Source organism: Huijunlia imazamoxiresistens (assembly GCF_037132455.1).
Taxonomy (GTDB): Bacteria; Bacteroidota; Bacteroidia; order Chitinophagales; family Chitinophagaceae; genus Flavisolibacter; species Flavisolibacter imazamoxiresistens.
This window is the reverse complement of the sequence record NZ_JBBBEI010000040.1, coordinates 19,563-40,870: the sequence shown is the minus strand read 5'-3', so window position 1 is coordinate 40,870 and position 21,308 is coordinate 19,563. Positions and strand designations below refer to the sequence as shown.

Annotated in this window: 13 protein-coding genes; 8 read left to right on the top strand and 5 right to left on the bottom strand. The window is 58.5% G+C overall.

What is annotated here, in order from left to right; genetic code table 11:
- Window positions 1–157 precede the first annotated feature (157 nt).
- From V9K67_RS25135 to V9K67_RS25125, 3 genes are all read left to right on the top strand, one after another.
- Window positions 158–4,240, top strand: a complete 4,083-nt coding sequence (locus V9K67_RS25135; protein WP_336727559.1) for a hybrid sensor histidine kinase/response regulator transcription factor — start codon at window positions 158–160, stop codon at window positions 4,238–4,240.
- A gap of 95 nt (window positions 4,241–4,335) precedes the next feature.
- Window positions 4,336–5,343 carry a glycoside hydrolase family 43 protein gene (locus tag V9K67_RS25130; RefSeq protein WP_336727557.1) on the top strand — a complete coding sequence of 336 codons (1,008 nt, stop codon included), beginning with the start codon at window positions 4,336–4,338 and terminating at the stop codon, window positions 5,341–5,343.
- A 141-nt stretch (window positions 5,344–5,484) separates the two neighbouring features.
- A complete protein-coding gene (locus V9K67_RS25125; protein WP_336727555.1) occupies window positions 5,485–7,371 on the top strand; it encodes an NPCBM/NEW2 domain-containing protein in 1,887 nt (628 codons plus the stop codon).
- A 450-nt stretch (window positions 7,372–7,821) separates the two neighbouring features.
- Here V9K67_RS25125 and V9K67_RS25120 read toward each other — a convergent pair whose 3' ends face one another.
- Window positions 7,822–8,871 carry a bile acid:sodium symporter family protein gene (locus V9K67_RS25120; protein ID WP_336727553.1) on the bottom strand — a complete coding sequence of 350 codons (1,050 nt, stop codon included), beginning with the start codon at window positions 8,869–8,871 and terminating at the stop codon, window positions 7,822–7,824.
- Window positions 8,872–9,026: 155 nt separating this feature from the next.
- Between V9K67_RS25120 and V9K67_RS25115 the strand changes: the two genes are divergently transcribed.
- The 4 genes from V9K67_RS25115 (at window position 9,027) to V9K67_RS25100 (ending at window position 15,310) form a co-directional block, all read left to right on the top strand.
- Complete coding sequence (locus tag V9K67_RS25115; protein WP_336727551.1) at window positions 9,027–9,476, top strand: hypothetical protein; 450 nt, start codon at window positions 9,027–9,029, stop codon at window positions 9,474–9,476.
- Between the two features lie 132 nt (window positions 9,477–9,608).
- The gene (locus V9K67_RS25110) at window positions 9,609–10,691 is read left to right on the top strand and encodes an efflux RND transporter periplasmic adaptor subunit (protein ID WP_336727549.1); all 1,083 of its coding nucleotides are present in this window, start codon (window positions 9,609–9,611) and stop codon (window positions 10,689–10,691) included.
- A 25-nt stretch (window positions 10,692–10,716) separates the two neighbouring features.
- On the top strand, window positions 10,717–13,884 hold the full coding sequence (locus tag V9K67_RS25105; RefSeq protein ID WP_336727547.1) for an efflux RND transporter permease subunit: 3,168 nt from the start codon (window positions 10,717–10,719) through the stop codon (window positions 13,882–13,884).
- A complete protein-coding gene (locus V9K67_RS25100; protein WP_336727546.1) occupies window positions 13,877–15,310 on the top strand; it encodes a TolC family protein in 1,434 nt (477 codons plus the stop codon). The genes V9K67_RS25105 and V9K67_RS25100 overlap by 8 nt, the downstream gene beginning before the upstream one ends.
- 500 nt (window positions 15,311–15,810) lie before the next feature.
- Here V9K67_RS25100 and V9K67_RS25095 read toward each other — a convergent pair whose 3' ends face one another.
- The 4 genes from V9K67_RS25095 to V9K67_RS25080 all read right to left on the bottom strand — a co-directional run bounded on the left by V9K67_RS25095 (window position 15,811) and on the right by V9K67_RS25080 (window position 20,317).
- On the bottom strand, window positions 15,811–16,413 hold the full coding sequence (locus V9K67_RS25095; RefSeq protein WP_336727544.1) for a DinB family protein: 603 nt from the start codon (window positions 16,411–16,413) through the stop codon (window positions 15,811–15,813).
- 134 nt (window positions 16,414–16,547) lie between these two features.
- Complete coding sequence (locus V9K67_RS25090) at window positions 16,548–17,117, bottom strand: hypothetical protein (RefSeq protein ID WP_336727542.1); 570 nt, start codon at window positions 17,115–17,117, stop codon at window positions 16,548–16,550.
- 31 nt (window positions 17,118–17,148) lie between these two features.
- Entirely contained in the window at window positions 17,149–19,479 is a 2,331-nt protein-coding gene (locus V9K67_RS25085; RefSeq protein ID WP_336727540.1) for a TonB-dependent receptor, read from the bottom strand.
- Window positions 19,480–19,726: 247 nt separating this feature from the next.
- A complete protein-coding gene (locus V9K67_RS25080; RefSeq protein ID WP_336727538.1) occupies window positions 19,727–20,317 on the bottom strand; it encodes a Crp/Fnr family transcriptional regulator in 591 nt (196 codons plus the stop codon).
- A 47-nt stretch (window positions 20,318–20,364) separates the two neighbouring features.
- Between V9K67_RS25080 and V9K67_RS25075 the strand changes: the two genes are divergently transcribed.
- Window positions 20,365–21,276 (top strand): AEC family transporter, encoded by a 912-nt coding sequence (locus V9K67_RS25075; protein WP_336727537.1) that lies wholly within the window; start codon window positions 20,365–20,367, stop codon window positions 21,274–21,276.
- Window positions 21,277–21,308: the final 32 nt, after the last annotated feature.

Genomic DNA, 21,308 nt, shown 5'->3' with positions numbered 1-21,308 from the left:
TTTGTTGAAGCCCTGCGGGCTTCTGGTCCCGGAAACTGCTGAGCTTAACCTCATCAGAGATGTGTCCTAACGGTAGCTCCAGATGGAGAGGGGCCGGGGGTGAGGTAATTAGCCTATCTTGCGCGGTGAATACATTTTCCTAACCGACCGCCGCCTCATGCTTGCATCTTCTAATCCCGGAAAGGCATTTTTGTGCCTGTGTGTGTTGCTCTTTGCTGCTGTATCTTCCGCCCTTGGCCAGGGCCCCGGCCCGGTAGTGCACTACCTGGGCAGTGACAAAGGCCTATCCAATAACTCGGTCAATACCATTTTCCAGGACCACAACGGCTTTCTGTGGTTCGGCACCTACGACGGCCTCAACCGCTACGACGGCTACCAGTTCCGCGTCTTTCGCAACATCATCGGCGACACCACCTCCCTGCCCTCCAACAACATTAACTCTATAGCCGAAGACGGGGACCGCAACCTCTGGGTGGGCGGCCATAAAGGCATCAGCATTTACACACCCTCCACGGCCCGCTTCGCTCCCGCCCGCTTTGTATTGCTGAACGGGCAGCAGGTGACGGCCCTGAACGATAATTCCAACATCATCCGGACGCTGAAAGACGGCACCGTGCTGGCCGGCACCCAGCACCACGGCCTGTTCGTATTTCCGAAGGGCGCCCAGGTGGGCCGGCAGGTGCCGCTTTCCGGGACGGGCGCTTACGACGTCAGCAGCCTGGTGTACGATGGGGTAAAAAACCTTGCATATGTGTTTGTTCAAAACAAAGGACTTTTTATATATAACCCCGGAACGGGGCGGCTGCAGCTGAAAAGCGGCGCCATCCAACAGGGTTACTGCCTCGAACGCGACCGGCAGGGCAATATCTGGCTGGGCAACGGCAACGGCCTGTACCGCTTTAACGAGGCCACCGGCGGTTTTTCCCAAAATATCACGCCCCAGGTGCGCTCCGTCGTGGACCTGTGCGAGGACCGTAACGGCGCGCTCTGGATCGCCTCCAACGGCGACGGCCTCTGGGTGCTGCCGCCCGACCGGCAGCAGGCCTCCCTGGCCGTGGGAAGCAACGGGCGGCCCCTGGTCAACAGCAATGCCGTTTATTCGGTTTACGAAGACCAGGAAGGCCGCAAATGGGTGGGCACCCTCCGCGGCGGCATCAACGTGGTGGATGCCCGCTCCCTGCCGTTCCGCCACATCGTTTACGAAGAAGACAAGGCCAACCTGGTCAATAATTTCATCCTTTCGTTCTGCGAGGACGAAAAGCACAACCTCTGGATCGGCACCGACGGCGCCGGCCTCCGCTACTGGGACCGCCCGGCCAACCGTTACCGGAATTTTTTGCACAACCCCGCCGACCCGTCCTCCCTCAGCAGCAACTTCGTCACCAGCGTCCTCCGCGATGCGGCCGGCGATACCTGGGTGGCTACCTGGTTCGGCGGCATCAACCGCCTGCGTAAGGGCGCCGCCGGCTTCGAGCATTACCGCTGCTACAATCCGGTAACCCACTCGAACGACAACCACATCTGGCTGCTGTTCGAGGATGCGCAGAAACGCCTGTGGGCCAGCGCCAGCGCGGAAGGCAGCCTGTACCTGCTGAACCGGCAGACCCATGTTTTCGAGTGCTTCGACCCCTCACTCACCAACCTGCAGTGCCTGGCCCAGGATGCCGGCGGTACCCTCTGGGGCGGCGATTATGCCTCCCTGGTGCGCCTGGACCCGGTGAATAAAAAACACAAGGTGTTCAACATCGGCTATACCGTGCGTTCGATCCACGAGGACCGGCAACAGAATTTCTGGGTGGGCACCCAGGACGGCGGCCTGCTGCTGTTTGACCGCAAGAGCGGGCAGTACCGGCGGTTCACCACCGCGGACGGGCTGCCCAGCAACACCATCCTCCGCATTATCGAAGACGGCCGGGGCTACCTGTGGCTGAGCACCTTCAACGGGCTGTCGCGCTTCCATCCGCCCACCCGGTCGTTCCGCAATTTTTCCCGCTCCGACGGCCTTCAAAGCAATGAGTTCAGCTTCAACGGGGCGCTGGCCCTGGCCTCGGGCGAACTGGCCTTTGGCGGCATCCGGGGCTTCAACCTGTTTCACCCCGACAGCATCCGCAACGAGCGGGCGGACCTGAAGCTGTTCCTCGCCGGCCTGCGCGTCGCGAACGAAGAGGTGCTGCCCGGCGGCCCCTACGTTACAAAGCAGGCCCGGGGCCAGGTGCAGGAGATCACCGTCCCCTTCGACCGGGCCGTGCTCTCGCTCGACTACCTGGCCCTGCTGTATTCGGGGGCCGACCAGGTGCGTTATGCCTATACCCTCAAGGGCTGGGACCGGGGCTGGAACTATGTGCAGGCCACCCGCACGGCCAACTACAGCCGGCTGCGCGAAGGCACCTACACCTTCCAGGTGAAGGGGACCCATCCCGGCACCGGCTGGAGCCCTGAAGTATCGCTGGTAAAAGTGATCGTGCTGCCGCCCTGGTACCGGAGCTGGTGGGCCTACCTGCTGTATGTGTCCCTGGGCGCCGGCCTCGTGTTCGTCTACATCCTGTACAAGAACAAGCAGGCCCGGCTGGAATACGAAGTCAAGCTGGCGCAGGTGGAGGCGCAAAAAGAAAAAGAGCTCCACGAAAACAAGATTGCCTTTTTTACCAATATCTCCCACGAGTTCCGCACGCCCCTGACCCTGATCCTCAATCCCGTGAAGGACTTAGTGCAGAAAGGGGCGGAGGGCGGTAGTGCCCTGCTCGACGAGCTGAAAGGGGTATACCGCAACGCCCACCGCCTGCTGCGGCTGGTGGACCAGCTGCTGCTGTTCCGAAAGGTGGAAAGCGAGACCGACCGCCTCCACGTGGCGCCCTTCGATATGGTGGCCCTCTGCCGCGAGGTGTACGAGCATTTTGTGCAGCAGGCCAAACGAAAAAATATCCGCTTTCCGTTCCTGCATGCGATGGACTCCCTGGAAGTGTACGGCGATTACGGCAAGCTGGAAATGGCCCTGTTCAACCTCCTGTCCAATGCGTTTAAGTTTACGCCGGAAGGCGGCACCATAGCGCTGGAGCTGGTGGAAGCAGCCGCAACGGTGCGGCTCTCGGTCCGCGATACCGGGCCGGGCATACCGGAGGGGGCCGAAGAGCGGATCTTTGAAAAGTTCCGGCAGGCGACGGCCGGCGAGTCGAAGCACGGCTTCGGCATCGGCCTGTACCTGGTGCGCCATTTCGTGCAGAGCCATGGAGGGCGCATTACCTGCACCAGCCGCCCCGGCGAAGGGGCCGCATTCGATATAGAACTGAAAAAAGGGAAAGACCATTTCGATGGGGCCCTGGTGTCGGACTGCCCGGCCCCCAGCCTGTCGGTGCTGCCGGAGCCCTTGCCGGAGGAGGAAGCCCTGGCGGCTCCCCAGCCCGAGCCGTTGCCGGAAGGACTTTCCGCCGGCGAAGTGGTGACGGAAAAGAAATCCATCCTGTTCGTGGACGACAACGAAGAAATAAGGCAGTACCTGCGGCGCGTGCTGGAAGGGCGGTATTTGTTTTACGATGCCCCGGACGGGCTGCAGGGCCTGGAGCGGGCCCGCCAGCTGGAACCCGACCTGATCATCAGCGATGTGAACATGGAAGGCCTGAACGGCCTGGAGCTGTGCGCCGCCATCAAAAAGGACGAGGAATTGAGCCATATTCCCGTCATCCTGCTGACCGCTTCGCTGGCGGCGGAGATGAAGCTGAAAGGCGTGGAGTCGGGCGCCGACGAATACATTACCAAGCCCTTCGAGCAGGAGCTGCTGCTGGCCAAGATCCAGAACATCCTGGCCAACCGGGACCTGCTCCAGCGGTATTTTTTCGACAAGATCACCCTGAAGGAAAGCTCGGTGAAAGTGCCAGATGCCTACCGCGATTTTATCAAAAAGTGCATCGATACCATTGAAGCGCACATGGGCAATGATGATTTCAATGTCAAAAAGCTTTCCCAGCTCATGGGCATGAGCCATTCCCTGCTGTACAAGAAAGTGAAGGCGGTCTCCGGCCAGTCCATCACTTCCTTTATCACCTCCGTCAAGCTGCGCCGGGCGGCCGTGCTGATGCTGAGCGGCGATACCAACATCTCGGAGGCTTCCTTTCAGGTAGGCATGAAGGACCGGAAGTTTTTCAGGGAAAAGTTCGTGCAGGTCTTCGGCATGAACCCTTCGGACTACGTAAAAAAATACCGGCCTGCCTTCAACAAAGACCTTAATGCCATCCGGCCGTTGTAATCGTTTGGAATTGGGACGATTTGCAGATATTTTGATACGCAGGGCGAAGCAACTTTGTTCCGGATTGCTTTACTTCATCCGTTAATTGTTGCTGTATGAAGTTGTACAAAAATCTTTTGGGATGGCTGGCCGTGCTGGCTTTATTGCATTTGCCGGCACGGGCGCAAAACCGGGAGCCCGTAGTCAAGGAAAACATTCCCCTGGATTCCATTCGCCTGAGCGATCCCTTTATCCTGGCCGATAAAAAGACCACAACCTATTACATGACCGGTACGGGCGGTATGATGTGGAAAAGTAAGGACCTGGCAACCTGGAGCGGTCCCTTCCGGGCGGCCCGCCCCGACACCGGCTCGTGGATGGGAAAGAACCCCATGATCTGGGCCGCCGAACTGCACGCCTATAAAGGCAAATATTACTATTTCGCCACCTTCACCAACCGCGAGGTAAAGATCGATACGTTCAAGGGCAATGCCATCGAGCGCCGCGCCAGCCATGTGCTGGTCAGCGATCATCCCGGCGGTCCGTATGTGCCCATGAAGGACCCTGCCTACCTGCCCGCCAATAAGCCCACCCTCGACGGCACGTTCTGGGTGGATACCGACGGCAAACCGTATATGGTGTACTGTTATGAATGGCTGCAGAACTGGAACGGCACTATCGAAAAGATCGAGCTGAAGCCCGACCTGAGTGGACCTGTGGGCGAAGGCAAGCTGCTGTTCCGCGCCAGCGAGTCGCCCTGGAGCCGCGAACGCAAGGAGGACGGCACCATCGGTCCCCACAAGGTCACCGACGGTCCTTTTCTTTTCCATACCCGCACCGGCAAATTGGGAATGCTGTGGACTTCCTGGATTCATGACGTGTACGTGCAGGGCGTTGCTTATTCCAAAAGCGGCACCCTCGATGGTCCCTGGATACAGGAAAAAGAACCCATTACCCCGATGAATTTCGGTCATGGCATGCTGTTCCGGACCTTTGACGGCAAGCTGCTGATGTCTCTTCACAGCCATAAGGACGTGAACGGGCGCTATGTCCGCATTCCCCGGCTGTTCGAAGTGGATGATTCCGGCGACAAGCTCAAACTGGGAAGGCCGTTCCGGCCCTGATTAGGACTTCTTGTCGAAAGAAAGGAACGTTTGGTGGAAAAGATCCGCGCAGGGAACACCACCTTTACACCGGATTCTTTCCCGTATCACGATAAAGAACGATTGCTTTCGGGACAGAAATCACACGAAATAAACTATACCATGTATCGTATCTGCCATATGAAGGCGCCCGGCCTTTGGATAAAGGGTGCCGCCCTGCTTTTTGCTTCGCTCCAGTTGCTGTCGCCTGCCCGTGCGCAGCAGCAACCCAAAGAAGGGGAAGCTGCTTCCAAAAAAGCCCACTTTCACCAATGGGCCGCCACACCGCCCATGGGTTGGAACAGCTGGGACTGTTTTGGTCCCACCGTTACCGAAGCCGAAGTAAAGGCCAATGCCGACTACATGGCCAAACACCTCAAACCTTACGGCTGGAATTACGTGATCGTGGACATCCGCTGGTACGTGGCCAACGACAAGGCCCACGGCTACAACGAGTCCGATCCCGACTTCCAGATCGACGAATACGGCCGCTTCCAACCGGCTGTCAACCGCTTTCCTTCGGCCGCCGGCGGCAAGGGCTTTAAGCCCCTGGCCGACTACCTCCACAGCAAAGGACTTAAGTTCGGCATCCACATCATGCGCGGTGTACCCGTAGTAGCGGTCAAAAAAGGATTGCCGGTCAAAGGCACCAAGGTAACGGCAAAAGACATTTACTCCGAAAAGGACCAGTGCCGCTGGCTGCGCGACATGTACACCATCGTGCCGGGCAAAGAAGGGGCGCAGGAATATTATAATTCCCTCTTCGAGCTTTATGCTTCCTGGGGCCTTGATTTTGTAAAAGTGGACGACCTGTCCTCGCCCATTTATTTTACGGAAGAAGTGGAAATGATCCGCAAGGCCATCGACCGCACGGGCCGCAACATCGTCCTCAGCACCTCGCCGGGCGAAACGCCCCTGGACCATGCTCCCCACGTGCAGCAGCACGCCAACATGTGGCGCACCGTGGGCGACTTCTGGGACAGCTGGGGCCAGCTCAAAGAGCACTTCGACGTGTTCGAACGCTGGAATAAATGGCGCGCCTATGGCGCTTATCCCGACGGCGACATGCTGCCCCTGGGCCGCATCGGCATCCGGGCCGAAAGAGGCAATCCCCGCATGACCAGCTTTACCAAAGACGAGCAGTACACCCTCATGACCCTCTGGAGCATTTTCAAATCGCCCCTGATGTTCGGCGGGAACCTGCCCGATAATGATCCCTTTACGCTTTCGCTGCTCACCAACAAAAACGTGCTGGATGTTTTAAACAGGAGCACCAACAACCGGCCGCTGTTCCAGGATGCCGAAAAGGCCGCATGGACGGCCGACGAGCCCCGCACCGGCGCCAAATACCTGGCCCTCTTCAACAAGGCCGACCAGGTAGAGGCCCTTGAAGAAAAAGCCATTTGGAAAAGTGGCCCGGTCAACCGCGAAGCCCAAAGCAAGGAGGTGGACGTGGACATTACCGGTGCCCAAAAGCTGTACCTGGTGGTGACCAACGGTGGCGACAACATCGACTGGGACCATGCCGACTGGATCGCCCCGCGGCTGTACAACGATAAAGATTCGCTGGACCTGTCCGCCCAACCCTGGGTGAAGGCTCATTCGGGCTGGGGGCGGGTGCACCGCAACCAGGGCGTGAGCGGCAGCGGCCTGGTGGTGAACAACGTTTCGTATCCGAACGGCATCGGCGTGCATTCCAATTCGGTGGTGGAATTTGACGTACCGGCGGGTTATACCCGTTTTAAAGCCCTGGCGGGCCTCGACAAGGCGGCGGCCGTACAAAACACGGGCGCCACGGTGCAGTTCCTGGTATTTACCCAAAACCCGGCCGGGCCCGAGCCGCCCGCCAAGGCCAACGTGCCGGTAGCGTTAAAGGACCTGGGCTTCGCCGGTCCCTGCCTCATTACCGACCTGTGGACGGGCAAGGTGGTGGGCCGCTTTTCCGGCGAATTCGCACCGGAGATCAACCGCCACGGCGCCGGCCTGTACAAGGTGACCCCCGCCAAATAAAAAGACAACGAATTATTTAAATCTTCAAGCAATACAAGCAAGCAAGGCCCGCTGTTTCTACAGGGGCTTTTTTTATGCAGGTAACCAGCCATTAAGGCAAATAAAAAACCCCTCCGGAGGGAGGGGCTTTTTCATTTAAAGGCGTTTAAATTTTGTTCGGTTGGTTTAGGACGCCTTTGGCTTTTCTGGATTTGGAAGTTTTCAAGTGGTACTTACGGATAAAAACGGGCTTCTTCAAGATATTGGAAACGGACGGTTCAGACTTTTGGATTTGGTTTTAATTTTTGCTTTCAACAGGTATCGGATCGTTTGACAAGTCAAAGATAGGATGCCAACGCAGGCTACGCCCTATTCCTTCGGTGAATGCCCCGCTTTTGAAGGTGAATTTCAGGGTAAAATGCGCCTTTAAGAGTATAGTGGAGCCGGCCTGTAAGGGAAAACCTGTGGCTATCAGGCCTTTAGTTTACCGCCGGTTTCACCGGTTGCCGGGGCTTTGTGGTGGTCCTTCGCCAACTTTTGGGCGATCATGCTCACGACGATCAGCTGCAACGCATGGTACACCATCAGCGGCAGCAGCAAAATACCTGTCAGCGTACTCTGGCCGAAGAGCACCTTCGACATGACCGTGCCGTGGATCAGCGATTTCTTGGAGCCGCAGAAAGTAGCGGTAATGGTGTCGGCCCGGTTGAAGGAAAAAGCTTTGCAGGCCATCGTGGTAATGAAGTAGGCCACGAAGAACAACGCCAGCATACCCACGCCCAGGAGCACCAGGTCGGCCGGCCCGATATTGCTGAACAGGCGCTCCGCAAAGGAGTGGCAAAAGGCCGTGTACACAATGGTCAGGATAATGCTCTGGTCGAAATATTTCAGTTGCTTTTTATGCCGGTCCGCCCAATGCCCCCATTTTTTATTGAAAAGGACGCCCAGCGCCACCGGCACCAGCACCTGCAAAATAAGCTTCGTGATGATGTCGGACATGTCGGCCCCGCCGGCGGCGCCGGTGTTGACCATGCCCATCCAGACCGGGGTGATGAAGACCCCGAGGATGCTGGAAATGCTGGCATTGAAAATGGCCGCGGGGATGTTGCCTTCGGCGATGGACACCATCACTACGGAGGAGGAAACCGTGGAGGGAAGGCTGGCCAGGAAGAAGGTGCCCAGCCACAGGGTATAAGCGGCATCGGGCAACAGTCCCTTGCAGGCCCAGACCAGCAGCGGGAAGAGGAGGAAGGTGCTGCTGTGCACCACCAGGTGCAGCTTCCAGTTGCGCAGGCCGGCCTTCAGCCCCGCAAAATTCAGTTTCAATCCGTAAAAAAAGAAGATCAGCGAAACCCCGTAGCCGGCCAGGGACGAAAGCGACCAGGGACCCTCGCCTGTGCCTCCCTGCGGGAACAGTTTTGCCAGCACGATCATCACCAGCAGCATCAGGACAAACGGATCGAGCCCGAATCGGCCCAGCAGGGACAGCCCCCGTTTTCCATAGGTTTCCTTTCCGCTCATATTCTTTTACGGATAAAGGTAAGTACAAGCATGCCGGAATATTAAAATCTGAAGAAAACCGGGAGATCATATCGTGTTTAATTAATATTAACATTTCAATAAAAGACATATGCCTCTGCTTTTGCCCGGCTTTTGGCTAATTTTGAAGCCTGCTGATGAAGTTACTCGTTCGTTTTTTCCTGCTTTTGTGTTTCCTGTTTTTGGGAAATAACCACCTCGACGCCCGCGAACGGCAGAAGGAGGGCATTTCCTGCGTGTACCGGAAGCAGCATCCCGAACGGCTGGCGGTGCTGCATACCCGCATCGCCCGGAAGCACCACGTGCAGGTGGCCCGGATCGCTCCTTCCCTCCGGGAAACAAAAGCGCACCGCAGGGCCGGCAAGGCGACGCCCACCACGCAGGAGGAGCAGGACGAGGACGAAGAGGAGGAAGATTCCCTTTCATTCCAGAAACACGCAAGATCCGCTGCGTACTTCACCTCCTTCTTCGAAACCCAGGCGCCCGACGACTTCCATGCGCCCCTGAAAAAGCGCTTCCCCGGCCACTTCCCTTACACCGGTACCTCCACTTCCCGGTACATCGTTTTCCGCGTTTTCCGCATCTGATACCCCGCTCCGCACAAGGCAAATTTTTTCTGCCTGGCATCGTCATGTTCGGACCGCCGTAGCACCCGCTACCGGAGGGCCCCTCCCTGTCAACAGCAACCGTAAAACCTCCAATCAGACCCTTTAATACACATGAAAAGAACGCTCATTGTAGTGGGCTTGTGCGCCCTGTTGTGCCACACCAGCTGCAAATCCACGGAACAGATCAAGGAAGAAGAAACCAAATTCGTCGTTACCAGCGCCCTCAAAATGGACACCACCGTCACCAATGAATACGTGGCCCAGATCCGCTCCATCCGCAACATCGAACTGAGGGCCCAGGAAAAAGGCTACCTCCAGGACATCTTCGTCGACGAAGGCCAGTTTGTGAAAAAAGGCCAGCTCCTGTTCCGCATCATGCCCCGCCTCTACGAAGCCGAAATGCATAAAGCGCAGGCCGAAGTGGACGCCGCCACCATCGAAGTGCAGAACTCCCAGACCCTGGCCGACAAAAAGGTCGTATCGAAAAACGAGCTGGCGCTGGCCCAGGCCAGGCTGGCAAAGGCCAGGGCCGAACTGGAACTTTCCAAAGTGCACCTGGCCTTTACCGAGATCCGCGCCCCCTTCGACGGCCTGGTCGACCGCCTGCACCTGAAGCTGGGAAGCCTGGTGGAAGAAGGCGAGCTGCTCTCCAGCCTGTCGGACAACAGCCAGATGTGGGTCTACTTTAACGTGTCGGAACCCGAATACCTCAATTTCGAAGCCCAGGCCAGGTCCAAAGGCCGCCCGCAGGTGCACCTGCAGCTGGCCAACCACGAGCTGTTCCAGCACCCCGGCCGGGTGGAAACCATCGAAGGCGAGTTCAATAACGAAACCGGCAACATCGCCTACCGCGCCACCTTTCCCAACCCCGAGCGGCTGCTGCGCCACGGCGAAACCGGCAACATCCTCCTGAAAGAACAACTGAAGGATGCCATCGTCATCCCCCAGAAAGCTACTTTGGAAATCATGGATAAGAAATACGTGCTGGTCGTTGGCAAGGACAACGTGGCGAAGCTGCGCCCCATCACCATATCGGCCCAGATCCCGGACCTGTACGTGATCGGCGACGGCCTGGCCGCCAACGAGAAGATCGTGCTGGAAGGCCTGCGAAAGGTGAAGGACAACGACCACATCGCCTTCGAATACCAGGAGCCCCGCTCGGTGATCGGCCACCTGCAATTAGCGTCCGAATAATTCCCTTATCCCAAAAAGTTAAACCATGTTTACCACATTTTTAAGAAGGCCGGTCTTCGCGATCGTGATCTCGCTGGTCATCGTCTTCATGGGGGTACTGGCCATCAAAACCCTGCCCACCTCGCAGTTTCCGTCCATCGCCCCGCCCAGGGTGCTGGTGGCCGTGTCTTATCCGGGCGCCAGCGCCGACGTGCTGGTGAAGTCGGTGCTCATTCCCATGGAAAAGGCCGTGAACGGCGTTCCCGGCATGAAATATATGACCTCCGACGCCACCAGTGCCGGTGAGGCCAACATCCAGGTGGTGTTCGACCTGGGAACCGACCCCAACCAGGCGGTCGTGAACGTCAAAAACCGGATCGAACAAGTGACGAGCCGCCTGCCCGAGCTGGTGCAGCGCGAGGGCATCGTCGTGAACATCATGCAGCCCAACATGCTGATGTACGTGAACATTTACAGCAAAGACCCCAAGGCCGACGAGAAGTTTTTATACAACTATTCCAACGTCAATATTTTACAGGAGCTGAAGCGGGTAAGCGGTGTGGGTACCGCCCAGATCCTGGGCTCCCGCCAGTACGCCATGCGGGTGTGGCTGAAGCCCGACCGCATGCGGGCCTACAACGTGTCCACCGACGAGGTGATGGAGGCCCTGGGCAGCCAGAGCGTGATCGGCTCGCCCGGCCGCCTGGGCCGCAGCGACGGCAAGCGCTCCGAAGCCCTGGAATACGTGCTCACCTACCAGGGTCGCTACAACCAGCCCGAACAATATAAAGACGTGATCATCCGCTCCAACCCCGATGGGGAGGCCCTGCGCCTGAAGGACGTGGCCGAAGTGGAGCTGGGCAGTGAATACTACGACATTTACTCCAACCTGAACGGCCACCCCTCGGCGGCCATCGTGCTGAAGCAGAACTACGGCTCCAACGCCAGCGAGGTAATCCAAAATATCAAGGCCAAGCTGGACGAGCTGAAATCCTCTTCCTTCCCCCCGGGCATGGAATACGAGATCAGCTACGACGTTTCTTCCTTCCTCGACGCCTCTATTGAAAAAGTGGTGCATACCCTGGGCGAGGCCTTCGTGCTGGTGGCCCTGGTGGTGTTCCTGTTCCTGGGCGACTGGCGCTCGACCCTGATCCCGACGCTGGCGGTGCCGGTATCGCTGATCGGGACGTTTTTCGTGATGCAGGCCTTCGGCCTGACCATCAACCTGATCACCCTGTTCGCCCTGGTACTGGCCATCGGCATCGTGGTGGACAACGCCATCGTGGTGATCGAGGCGGTGCACGCGAAAATGGAGGAAAAGCACCTCTCGCCCTTCATGGCCACCCGCCAGGTGGTGCACGAGATCAGCGGCGCCATCGTGGCCATCACCTTCGTCATGGCGGCGGTGTTCATCCCCGTAGCCTTCATGTCGGGTCCCGTAGGCATCTTCTACCGCCAGTTCTCCATTACCATGGCTACGGCCATCGTGCTGTCCGGCGTAGTGGCCCTGACCCTGACGCCGGTGCTGTGCGCCATGATCCTGAAAAACAACTACGGTAAACCGCAGTCGCCAACCTTCATGACCCGCTTCCTCGGCAGCTTCAACCGGGCCTTCGACCGGCTTACCGGCCGCTACGCCCGCCTGCTGAAGCGGATCGTTAACCGCCGCCTGGTGACCTTCGGCATGCTGGCCGCCTTCAGCTTCGGCATCTTCGGCATCAGCAAAACCCTGCCTACGGGCTTTATCCCCAACGAAGACCAGGGCATGATCTACGCCATCATCCAGACGCCTCCCGGCTCCACCCTGGAGCGGACCAACGACCTGGCCCGCCGCCTGCAGGAGATCGCCGAACACGTGGACGGCATCCAGTCGGTTTCGGCCCTGGCGGGTTACGAGGTGCTGACCGAAGGCCGCGGCTCCAACGCCGGTACTTGTTTGATCAACCTCAAAAACTGGTCGGAGCGCAAGCATACCGCCACCGAGATCATCGAGGAGCTGGAAGAGAAAGCCAAAGAGATCCCCGGCGCCACCATCGAGTTCTTCGGCCCCCCGGCCGTACCGGGCTACGGTGCCGCCGGCGGCTTTGCCCTGCGCCTGCTGGACAAGACCAATAACGACGACTATAAAGAACTGGAAAAGGTGAACGACGACTTCATGGCCGCCCTGGAGAAGCGTAAAGAACTGAAAGGCTTATTTACCTTTTTCAGCGCCAACTACCCCCAGTACGAGCTGCAGATCGACAACGAGGCCGCCATGCAGAAGGGCGTTTCCATCGGCAAGGCCATGGACAACCTGTCGGTGCTGATCGGGAGCTCCTACGAGCTGGGCTTCGTGCGCTTCGGCACTTATTTCAAGGTGTTTGTGCAGGCTTCCCCGGAATACCGCCGCCTGCCCGACGACCTGCTGCAGCTGTACGTGAAGAACAACCGCGACGAGATGGTGCCGTATTCGGCCTTCATGAAGATCAAAAAGACCCACGGCCTCAACGAGATCACCCGCTACAACATGTATACGTCTTCGGCCATCCGCGGCGAGCCCGCCGCCGGCTACAGCTCGGGGGAAGCCATCGAGGTGATCAAAGAGGTGGCGGCGAAAACCCTGCCCCGCGGCTACGACATCGACTGGGAAGGCCTGTCCAAGGACGAATCGGCCCGGGGCAACGAAGCCCTCGTCATTTTTTTGGTGGTGCTGGCCTTCGTGTACCTGATCCTGGCCGCCCAGTACGAAAGCTTCCTGCTGCCCCTGGCGGTGATCCTGTCGCTGCCGGCCGGCGTGTTCGGTTCGTTCCTGCTGGTGAAAGCCATGGGACTGGCCAACGACATCTATGCCCAGGTGGGCCTGGTGATGCTGGTAGGTTTGCTGGGTAAGAACGCTGTGCTGATCGTGGAGATCGCCGTGCAAAAGCACCGCGCCGGCGCCTCGGTATACCGCGCCGCCCTGGAAGGTGCCCGCGAACGGTTCCGCCCGATCCTGATGACCTCCCTGGCCTTTATTGCCGGCCTGCTGCCCCTGCTGTTCGCTTCGGGCCCGGGCGCCATCGGCAACCGCACCATCGGTGCCGCTTCGGCGGGGGGTATGCTGCTGGGTACCGTGTTCGGGGTAATTGTGATCCCCGGCCTGTACTACGTATTCGGCAAGCTGGCCTCGAAGCGCAAGCTGATTCGCGATGAAGTGGAAAATCCTTTAACCGAAGAAATCGAACACAATGTCTAAAAGTAAACGATCAAACTATATAGGCGTGGGCCTGGTGGCGCTGTCGCTGGCAGCCTGCAAGGTGCCCACGCTGGTGGGAAAGACGGAAAACCCCGCCCTGCCGGCGCAGTACGCCCCTGCGAAAGATACCACCAATGCGGCCGCGCTGCAATGGAAACAGTTTTTTACCGATCCCTACCTGGCGGCCCTGATCGACACGGCCCTCAAAAACAACCAGGAGCTGGGCATCATGCTCCAGGAGATCGCCATCAGCCGCAACGAGATCCAGGCACGCCAGGGGGAGTATAAACCCTTTGTAGGCCTGAAAGGCGGCGCCGGCCTGGAAAAGGTGGGCCGCTACACCAGCCGCGGTGCCAGCGAGGCCACTACCGAGTTGAAGCCGGGCAAGGAAATGCCCGAGCCGCTGCCCGACTTCGGGGCGGGCGCCTATGCCACCTGGGAGGTGGACATCTGGAAAAGGCTGCGGAACGCCAAAAAAGCGGCGGCGGTGCGCTACCTCTCCTCCGTGGAAGGGCGGAATTTCGTGGTGACGAACCTGGTGGCCGAGATCGCCCACTCGTATTACGAGCTGCTGGCGCTGGACAACCAGCTGGAGATCGTCCGCAAGACCATCGAGATACAGAACAATGCCCTGGGCATCGTAAAAATCCAGAAGGAAGCCACGAGGCTCACCGAGCTGGCGGTGCGCAAGTTCGAGGCCGAGGTGCTCAAAACCCGGAGCCTGCAATACGGCATTCTTCAACAGATAACGGAGACGGAGAACCGCATCAACTTCATGCTGGGGCGCCAGCCGCAGGCCATTGCCCGCAACGGCCGTTCCTTCGAGAACCTGGTGCCGGCGGCGGTGCATGCCGGCCTGCCCTCGCAGCTGCTGGACAACCGTCCCGATATCCGCCAGGCGGCGCTGGACCTGGAAGCCGCCAGGCTGGATGTAAAGGTGGCCCGGGCCGCGTTTTATCCTTCTTTGGGTATATCCGCTTCCCTGGGCTTCCAGGCCTTCAACCCGGCTTATTTGTTAAAAATGCCGGAATCGCTGTTGTATTCGCTGGCCGGCGACCTGGCGGGCCCCCTGATCAACAAGAACGCCATCAGGGCCACCTATGCCAATGCCAACGCCAAACAAATCCAGGCGGTGTACCAGTACGAGCGCACGATCCTCAACGCCTATTTCGAAGTGGCCAACCAGCTGGCGAGCATCAGCAACCTGGAAAAGAGCTACGACCTGAAATCCAAACAGGTGGCGGCGCTGACCGAGTCCATCGACATTTCCAACGACCTGTTCCAGTCGGCCCGGGCCGATTACATGGAGGTGCTGATGACGCAGCGCGATGCCCTGGAATCGAAGTTCGAGCTGGTGGAAACAAAAAAGCAGCAGCTCAACGCCGTGGTACATGTGTACCAGGCGCTGGGCGGCGGCTGGAATTAAGCAGCTAGGTTTTACGGTTGCAATAAAACAGGTTTTTCGAAAAATTCGAAAGGCCACCATTCAAGATCCGATACTCATGATGACTGGAGAGGCTGTTCCTGATTAGGGGCAGCCTCTTTTTTTATTTCGGATGTCGGCACCTTTGACTGTAGCAAGAGCCTTATACCGTTTTCATTATGGTTGACCAGGAAGAAGAGGAAGCCCGCAGGGCTTCAACAAAAGTAGCCCCGGGTGCAACCCGGGGTCAGCAGTAGTTAGGCACCCCAACCCCGAATGGGGTTGAATGTGTCCTGTTCGACTTAAAGCACTATTCAGTTTCGAAGGAGTCTTCGGAAAGCCTTTCTGCTCCCGGATTGCCCGTTTGCTGTGGGTCCCACATTCAACCCCATCCGGGGTTGTGGGTAACGAACTACGGCTGACCCCGGGTTGCACCCGGGGCTACTTTTGTTGAAGCCCTGCGGGCTTCCTCTTCTTCCTGGTCAATCCGGGTTACAATGGTATTACTGCTTTGAAGGGGCCGAAATCCGAAATCCGACATCCGAAATTCCCATGGCTTTTTCCGCCTGCAGTACATGGCGTTGGTGGTGGGCTACCAGGAAGAGGAATACGTCGCCCAACTTTAGTTTTAGGAACGGGGCGATGCTGATGGCTACTTTTGCCCGGCCCGGGTCGATGCCCTTGGCCCGCTCCAGCAGCAGGAGCAATTGTTCCTGCTGGTCGATGAATTCCCGCAGTACGGCATCGCTGTCCAGGTTTGAAGCCGGTATATGGTCTTTGGGGGCCTTCATTTTTTTCATGCCCTTTTCTTTGGGCAGCATCAGCTGGTAGAAGTAGTGGCCCAGCCAGCCGCTGGTAAAGGTGGGGGAGGGGGCGGGGCCCTTTTGCTCCGCGGCACTGATGGCTTTTTCGATGGCGGGCAGGTAGTAGCGGCCGTAGCTGTTCAGGTGTTCGAGGCACTGGGCGGCGCTCCAGCGGTTTTCGCCGGGGGCGCGCAGCAGGCTTTCGGGAGGGATCATCTGCCAGTGGCCGACGGCTTTATCCAATATGTTTTCGGTTTGCAGCTGCAGGTCCTGCAACAGCGCGGTGGGGGTGTAGGTGGGCATGGGGTGAATGTTTCCAGCAAAGCTGCGGCAGACCGTCGTAGAAAATCTTGGCGCAGAACAAGATTTTAGTGGCCTGCCGGCACCCGGCAGGCCACTATCGGTTAAGTGTATGCGGAAATGGGTATGCTCCTGTGCTATTGAACCCGGGTGGTAAAGGTGACGTCGATATCCGTGCTGGATTTAGGGCTGTTTACCGGATCTGCAGCCGCTTTGCCGGGAGGATTGCCGCCATAGTGCCGCAGGGTCACCGCCACCGAACCGGTAGCGGCGGCCCCGGTGGTCCAGGTGCTGGTAATGCCCAGCGGTGCACCGGCCGCATCGGTATTCAACCCGCTGACGGTAATATTACTGCCGGCGGAGGGCTGGTAATAGAACCGGTGGGCCTGGGGCTCCTCCTGTACTTCCGTGGTAATATCCTCTGCCGGCGTTTTGGATTCATTGAGCAGCTGCACCGTTACATTGTAGGTCTTCGACGGTGCTAGCACGATCCCATCCTGGGTGGGGGCTACGCCGCCTGCGCCGTCCGGGTCACGGAACTGGTAGGTGGCGGTGGCGCCGCCGCCCACGGGAACAAAGGTCAGCTTCAGGGTCGTGATCAGCTCTTCTTCGTTTTCTTCCGGTTCGTCCTTATCCTTTTTGCAGGCGGTAAACAAGGAGCCGATCATAAGTACTCCCAGGGCCATTCTTGTCAGTTTCCAATTCATGTATTTGTTTTTTTGATGAAAGAATATGGTATCAGGATCCAGGTGTATGGTGGAGCGGTACCTTGATGCGGAGGCCGATATTCCGGCCTGCCTCATCGGTGAAATACCGCATGCTGTTCAGATACTCCCGGTAGCGGGTATTCAGCAGGTTCCGCACCTCCAGGTTAAAGGTGATCTTCCTGTGGCCCAGGGCCAGAGTAGTGGCCGCATGCAGGTGCACCAGGGTATAGCCCGGGGGCGGGGCTTTGTAATCCTGCGCCCCTTTGCTTTCATCCGGCGTTCGGGTCTGGCGCATGACGTTGACCGCTTCCAGGGAAAGGTAGCTGCCCGAAAAGGCTTTTCGTTCCTTCAGGTTATAGGTGAGCTCGTTACTGATCCGGTTGGCCGGCATCAGGATGAGCCAGTCCCGGGCCGTTGTGTTGCGGGCATACAGCACGGAGAGACGGGAGCCGCAACTTAGCCTGGGATCGATCTTCCAGGCTGCCGACAGGTCAGCACCGCTGAGCAGAGCGCTGGTTTGCCGGTACGCCAGAAGGGGAAAGGCGCCGGCAATCGTCAATACCGGGCTGTCCGGCAGGGGCTGCTGGTAAATAAAGTCCCGGATGGCATTTGCATACAGCAGCAGCTCGCCGCGGAAGGTTTTGGGCGTGTTTTGAAAATTCACCCCCGAGGACAGGTGGAGCGACCGCTCGGGCTTCAGGCCGATATCGCCCTTTTCGTAGGTGGCGGTGCCGTGGTGAATGCCGTCGCTTAACAGCTCATTGACATAAGGGGCACGGCTGGCCAGGCTAACGTTGAGGTTCACCTGCCAGTGGGGGGAGGGATGGTAGATCCCATTGAGGGAGGCCGCCAGCGTGGAAAAGTTAAAGTCGTGGTTGAGGGTATCGCCATTAAATTTCAGGCGGTTGGTCCGGATCGTTTTGTGGTCGAAGCGGGCGCCTGCCTGCAGCTCCCAGCGGTGGCGCGACCATTTTTCCACCAGGTAGCCGCCCCACGAATACGAACGGTAATTCGGTATAAAATAGCGGCCGCTGTAAGTGTTGTCCTGCACCGCCGCAGACACGCCCGTTGTACCGTTCAGCCCATGGAATTTGGGCGGTTCCCAGCTCAGGTCCCCGGACATTGTGGCGATGGACAGGTCGAGCTGGGGCCTCGTATTGCTGCTGCTGCGGACGATGTCATACTCTTTGCGGTTATTCCATTGCCCGGCCAGCAGCAGGTTGAATTGATGCTCGCCTTTGCGCAAAAGGGTCCTGGACTTTAACAGGTGGTGGGCCACCTCCTGGTAGGGGCGGCCGATGCGGTACGTGTTCTGTCCCAGGAAAACGGCATCGGGCCGGGAAGCGGCAAGGGCGGTTTTCAGGTCGGTAAGGTTGCCGATATGGGCGCCGGCAAAGATGCCCAGCCGGGTAGCAAACTGGCTGTAAAACAGCTCGGTACTGAACCGGTCTTTTTTCCAGCCGGCCGTGGCCGAAAAGTTCTTTTCCTCGCTGCCGGTATTATTGAGGCGGTAGCCGGGGGTGGTGACATTCGCCCCTTTTTTAAAGGTGCCTTGCAGGCGGTACCCGAAGGCAGGCGCTTTCCGGAGCCGTTGCTCCCAAACGCCGGAAACGACGAACTGCCGGTTGTTGGTGAACCCGCCCGTATGGAGCTCCCCGGATGCGCCGGGCGTGGTCCGGAGCGCTTTGGGTTCCACCAGGATCACGCCCCCGATGGCATCCGAACCGTACCGGAGCTCGTCTACGCCTTTGATGACCGTCAGCCTGTCCGCGATGAAGGGGTCGATCTCCGGTGCATGCTCATTGCCCCATTGCTGGCCTTCCTGGCGCACGCCGTTATTGATGGTCAGGATGCGGCTGCCGTGCAGGCCGTGGATGACGGGTTTGGAGATGGTGGAGCCGGTTTGCAGCAGGGTCACCCCGTTGACGCGGCTCAGCGCCTCCGCCAGGGAATGGCCCCGGGTCTGCTCCAGCTCCCTGCCGCGCAGTTCCTTTTTGAAGCCCGTATTGGGCGTGCCCTTCTGCACCTCCACCACTACTGCCCCCAGCAGCCTGCGGGCATGGGGAAGGAAGATGTCTATATGATGATCTTTTGCAAAAAGGATTCTTTTTTCTGCCGTATCACAATGCGGGTGGTGTACCTGCAAGGTGTAAACGCCGGCACATAAGGCCGGGAACAAAAAATCGCCTTTTTCGTCGGTCGTCAGCTGTGCGCCCGTCTCCCGGATGGTGACCACGGCCCGCGACAGCTTTTCCTTGGTATCCGCATCCTCCACATGGCCGGAAAGCCGGAGGCCACAGGTTTGTGAAAAAGCCCCCGGGGAGAGCAGGAAGAGCAATATAAAAGGGAAAATAGCGCGCAAGGGAAAACAGTTGAATGAATAAAAAACAGGAAAGTACCTTTCCTGCGTACCTGTTCGTATAACGGATAAGCCGGTAGCGGCCCGCAATAGAATTTGATACATTGTTGCAAATGTAGGCGTTTTTGCATACCAAACCCCTTCTTTTGCATCGTTGTTGCATTTTGATCGGATTCATCAGGACAATGAGAATGACCGTACGCAAAGCGGGGTGGGCGCAGCGTACAGCGACTAAAGTCAAAAAAGAAGTTTAGAGGCGTATGCTCCCCAGCAGGCGGCTGAAGGTGGTGGCGTCGATGCCCAGGTAAGAGGCCAGGTATTTATGGGGGATCAGGCGCAGCACATGCGGGCTGCGGGTCAGCAGTGCCCGGAACCGCTCCTCGGCCGAAAAGCACTGCAGCTCGATCTGTCGCTCCAGCGTACCCGCCAGGGTGGCGGCCAGCGTTTTTCGGATAAAGGTTTCGAAGCCATGGTGTTTTTCCATGAGTGCGGCCACCTGGCCGTAGGTGGTGCGCAGCAGGGTGCTGGTGGTCAGGGTTTCCAAAAAATACTTCGAGGGCCGCTGCAGCAAAAAGCTGTCGGCCACCCCGCTGAACGACCCGCTGTAGGTAAAGACCAAAGTAGCTTCCCGCCCGCTTTCGTGCAGGTAGTATGCCCGCTGCACGCCTTCCCGCACAAAGTAGAGGTGCCGTTCCGTTTCGCCGGCCGCCGTGAGCACGGTCTTGCGCCGGGCGCTGAAGGGCTGCCAGATGGCGGCAAATTCTTCCCATATTCCGCTTTCCAGCGGGTGCAGCAAGGAAACAAAGGAGCGAAGCTGCTCCAGCGAGGGGTCTATTTGCACGGGCGTGTATTTATTCGCCGTAAGGTTACGGAAATTTGCAGGCTCTTATGGTGAATTTTATCCTGATCGCCTTTTGTATCGGTGCCGGCCTGCTGTTCAAGGCGCAGCGGTGGGTCCCCGCCGACGCCCACAAAAGCATCAATGCCTGGATCCTGTACGTGGCGTTGCCCGCCGTTTCGTTCAAATACCTTCCGCAAATAGAATGGTCCCGGCAGATGCTGGTGCCGGTGCTGTCGCCGGTGGTGGTATGGGCGGGCAGCTGGCTCTTTATGGAGTTCTATTGCCGGTACAAAAAGTACGGGCAGCGCTCCCGCAGCTCCCTGGAGCTGGCCGGCGGCTACAGCAATACCTCCTTTATCGGCTTCCCTTTGGTGGCCGCCTACCTGGGTGAACAACATATCCCCATCGCCATCATCTGCGACCAGGCCACCTTCCTGCTGCTGGCCACCGCCGGCATCGTCGCGGCCGTGAAGGGGGGAGGGGCGCAGGGCGGAAAGGTAAGCGCGGCGCAGGTGGGAAAACGGCTGCTGTCGTTCCCGCCTTTTATCGGCTGTATGTTGGCGTTAGTGCTTTCCTTCCTGGTCGACCTGTCGTTTGCCGAACCCTTTTTCGACCGGCTGGCCGCCACGGTAGGGCCGCTGGCCCTGTTTTCCATTGGCCTGCAGCTGAAGTTCAACGGCTGGCGGCAGCAGCTTTCCCAGGTTTCCAGCGCACTGGTGTACAAGCTGCTGCTGGCGCCCGCCCTGGTGGTGTTGCTGGTGTTGGCCACCGGCACCCGGGGAGCGGTGGCCCAGGTGAGCGTGCTGGAGGCGGCCATGCCCACCCTGGTATCTTCCGGCATCGTGGCGGAGCAGTATCGCCTCAACGCCCGCCTGGTCAACCTCATTATCGGCATCGGCATTTTGCTGGCCTTTCTCAGCACCGCCTGCTGGAGCCTGGTGGTGCAGGCACTGGGATAAGAGCATTCGCTATCTTTCCCGGAACTTTACTC

Bases quoted from the DNA above. Each gene is read 5' to 3' on its own strand.
- V9K67_RS25120 (WP_336727553.1), bottom strand. From the start codon at position 8,871: ATGAGCGGAAAGGAAACCTATGGAAAACGGGGGCTGTCCCTGCTGGGC.
- V9K67_RS25110 (WP_336727549.1), top strand. From the start codon at position 9,609: ATGAAAAGAACGCTCATTGTAGTGGGCTTGTGCGCCCTGTTGTGCCAC.
- V9K67_RS25135 (WP_336727559.1), top strand. From the start codon at position 158: ATGCTTGCATCTTCTAATCCCGGAAAGGCATTTTTGTGCCTGTGTGTG.
- V9K67_RS25115 (WP_336727551.1), top strand. From the start codon at position 9,027: ATGAAGTTACTCGTTCGTTTTTTCCTGCTTTTGTGTTTCCTGTTTTTG.
- V9K67_RS25100 (WP_336727546.1), top strand. From the start codon at position 13,877: ATGTCTAAAAGTAAACGATCAAACTATATAGGCGTGGGCCTGGTGGCG.
- V9K67_RS25125 (WP_336727555.1), top strand. From the start codon at position 5,485: ATGTATCGTATCTGCCATATGAAGGCGCCCGGCCTTTGGATAAAGGGT.
- V9K67_RS25090 (WP_336727542.1), bottom strand. From the start codon at position 17,117: ATGAATTGGAAACTGACAAGAATGGCCCTGGGAGTACTTATGATCGGC.
- V9K67_RS25095 (WP_336727544.1), bottom strand. From the start codon at position 16,413: ATGCCCACCTACACCCCCACCGCGCTGTTGCAGGACCTGCAGCTGCAA.
- V9K67_RS25130 (WP_336727557.1), top strand. From the start codon at position 4,336: ATGAAGTTGTACAAAAATCTTTTGGGATGGCTGGCCGTGCTGGCTTTA.
- V9K67_RS25075 (WP_336727537.1), top strand. From the start codon at position 20,365: ATGGTGAATTTTATCCTGATCGCCTTTTGTATCGGTGCCGGCCTGCTG.
- V9K67_RS25105 (WP_336727547.1), top strand. From the start codon at position 10,717: ATGTTTACCACATTTTTAAGAAGGCCGGTCTTCGCGATCGTGATCTCG.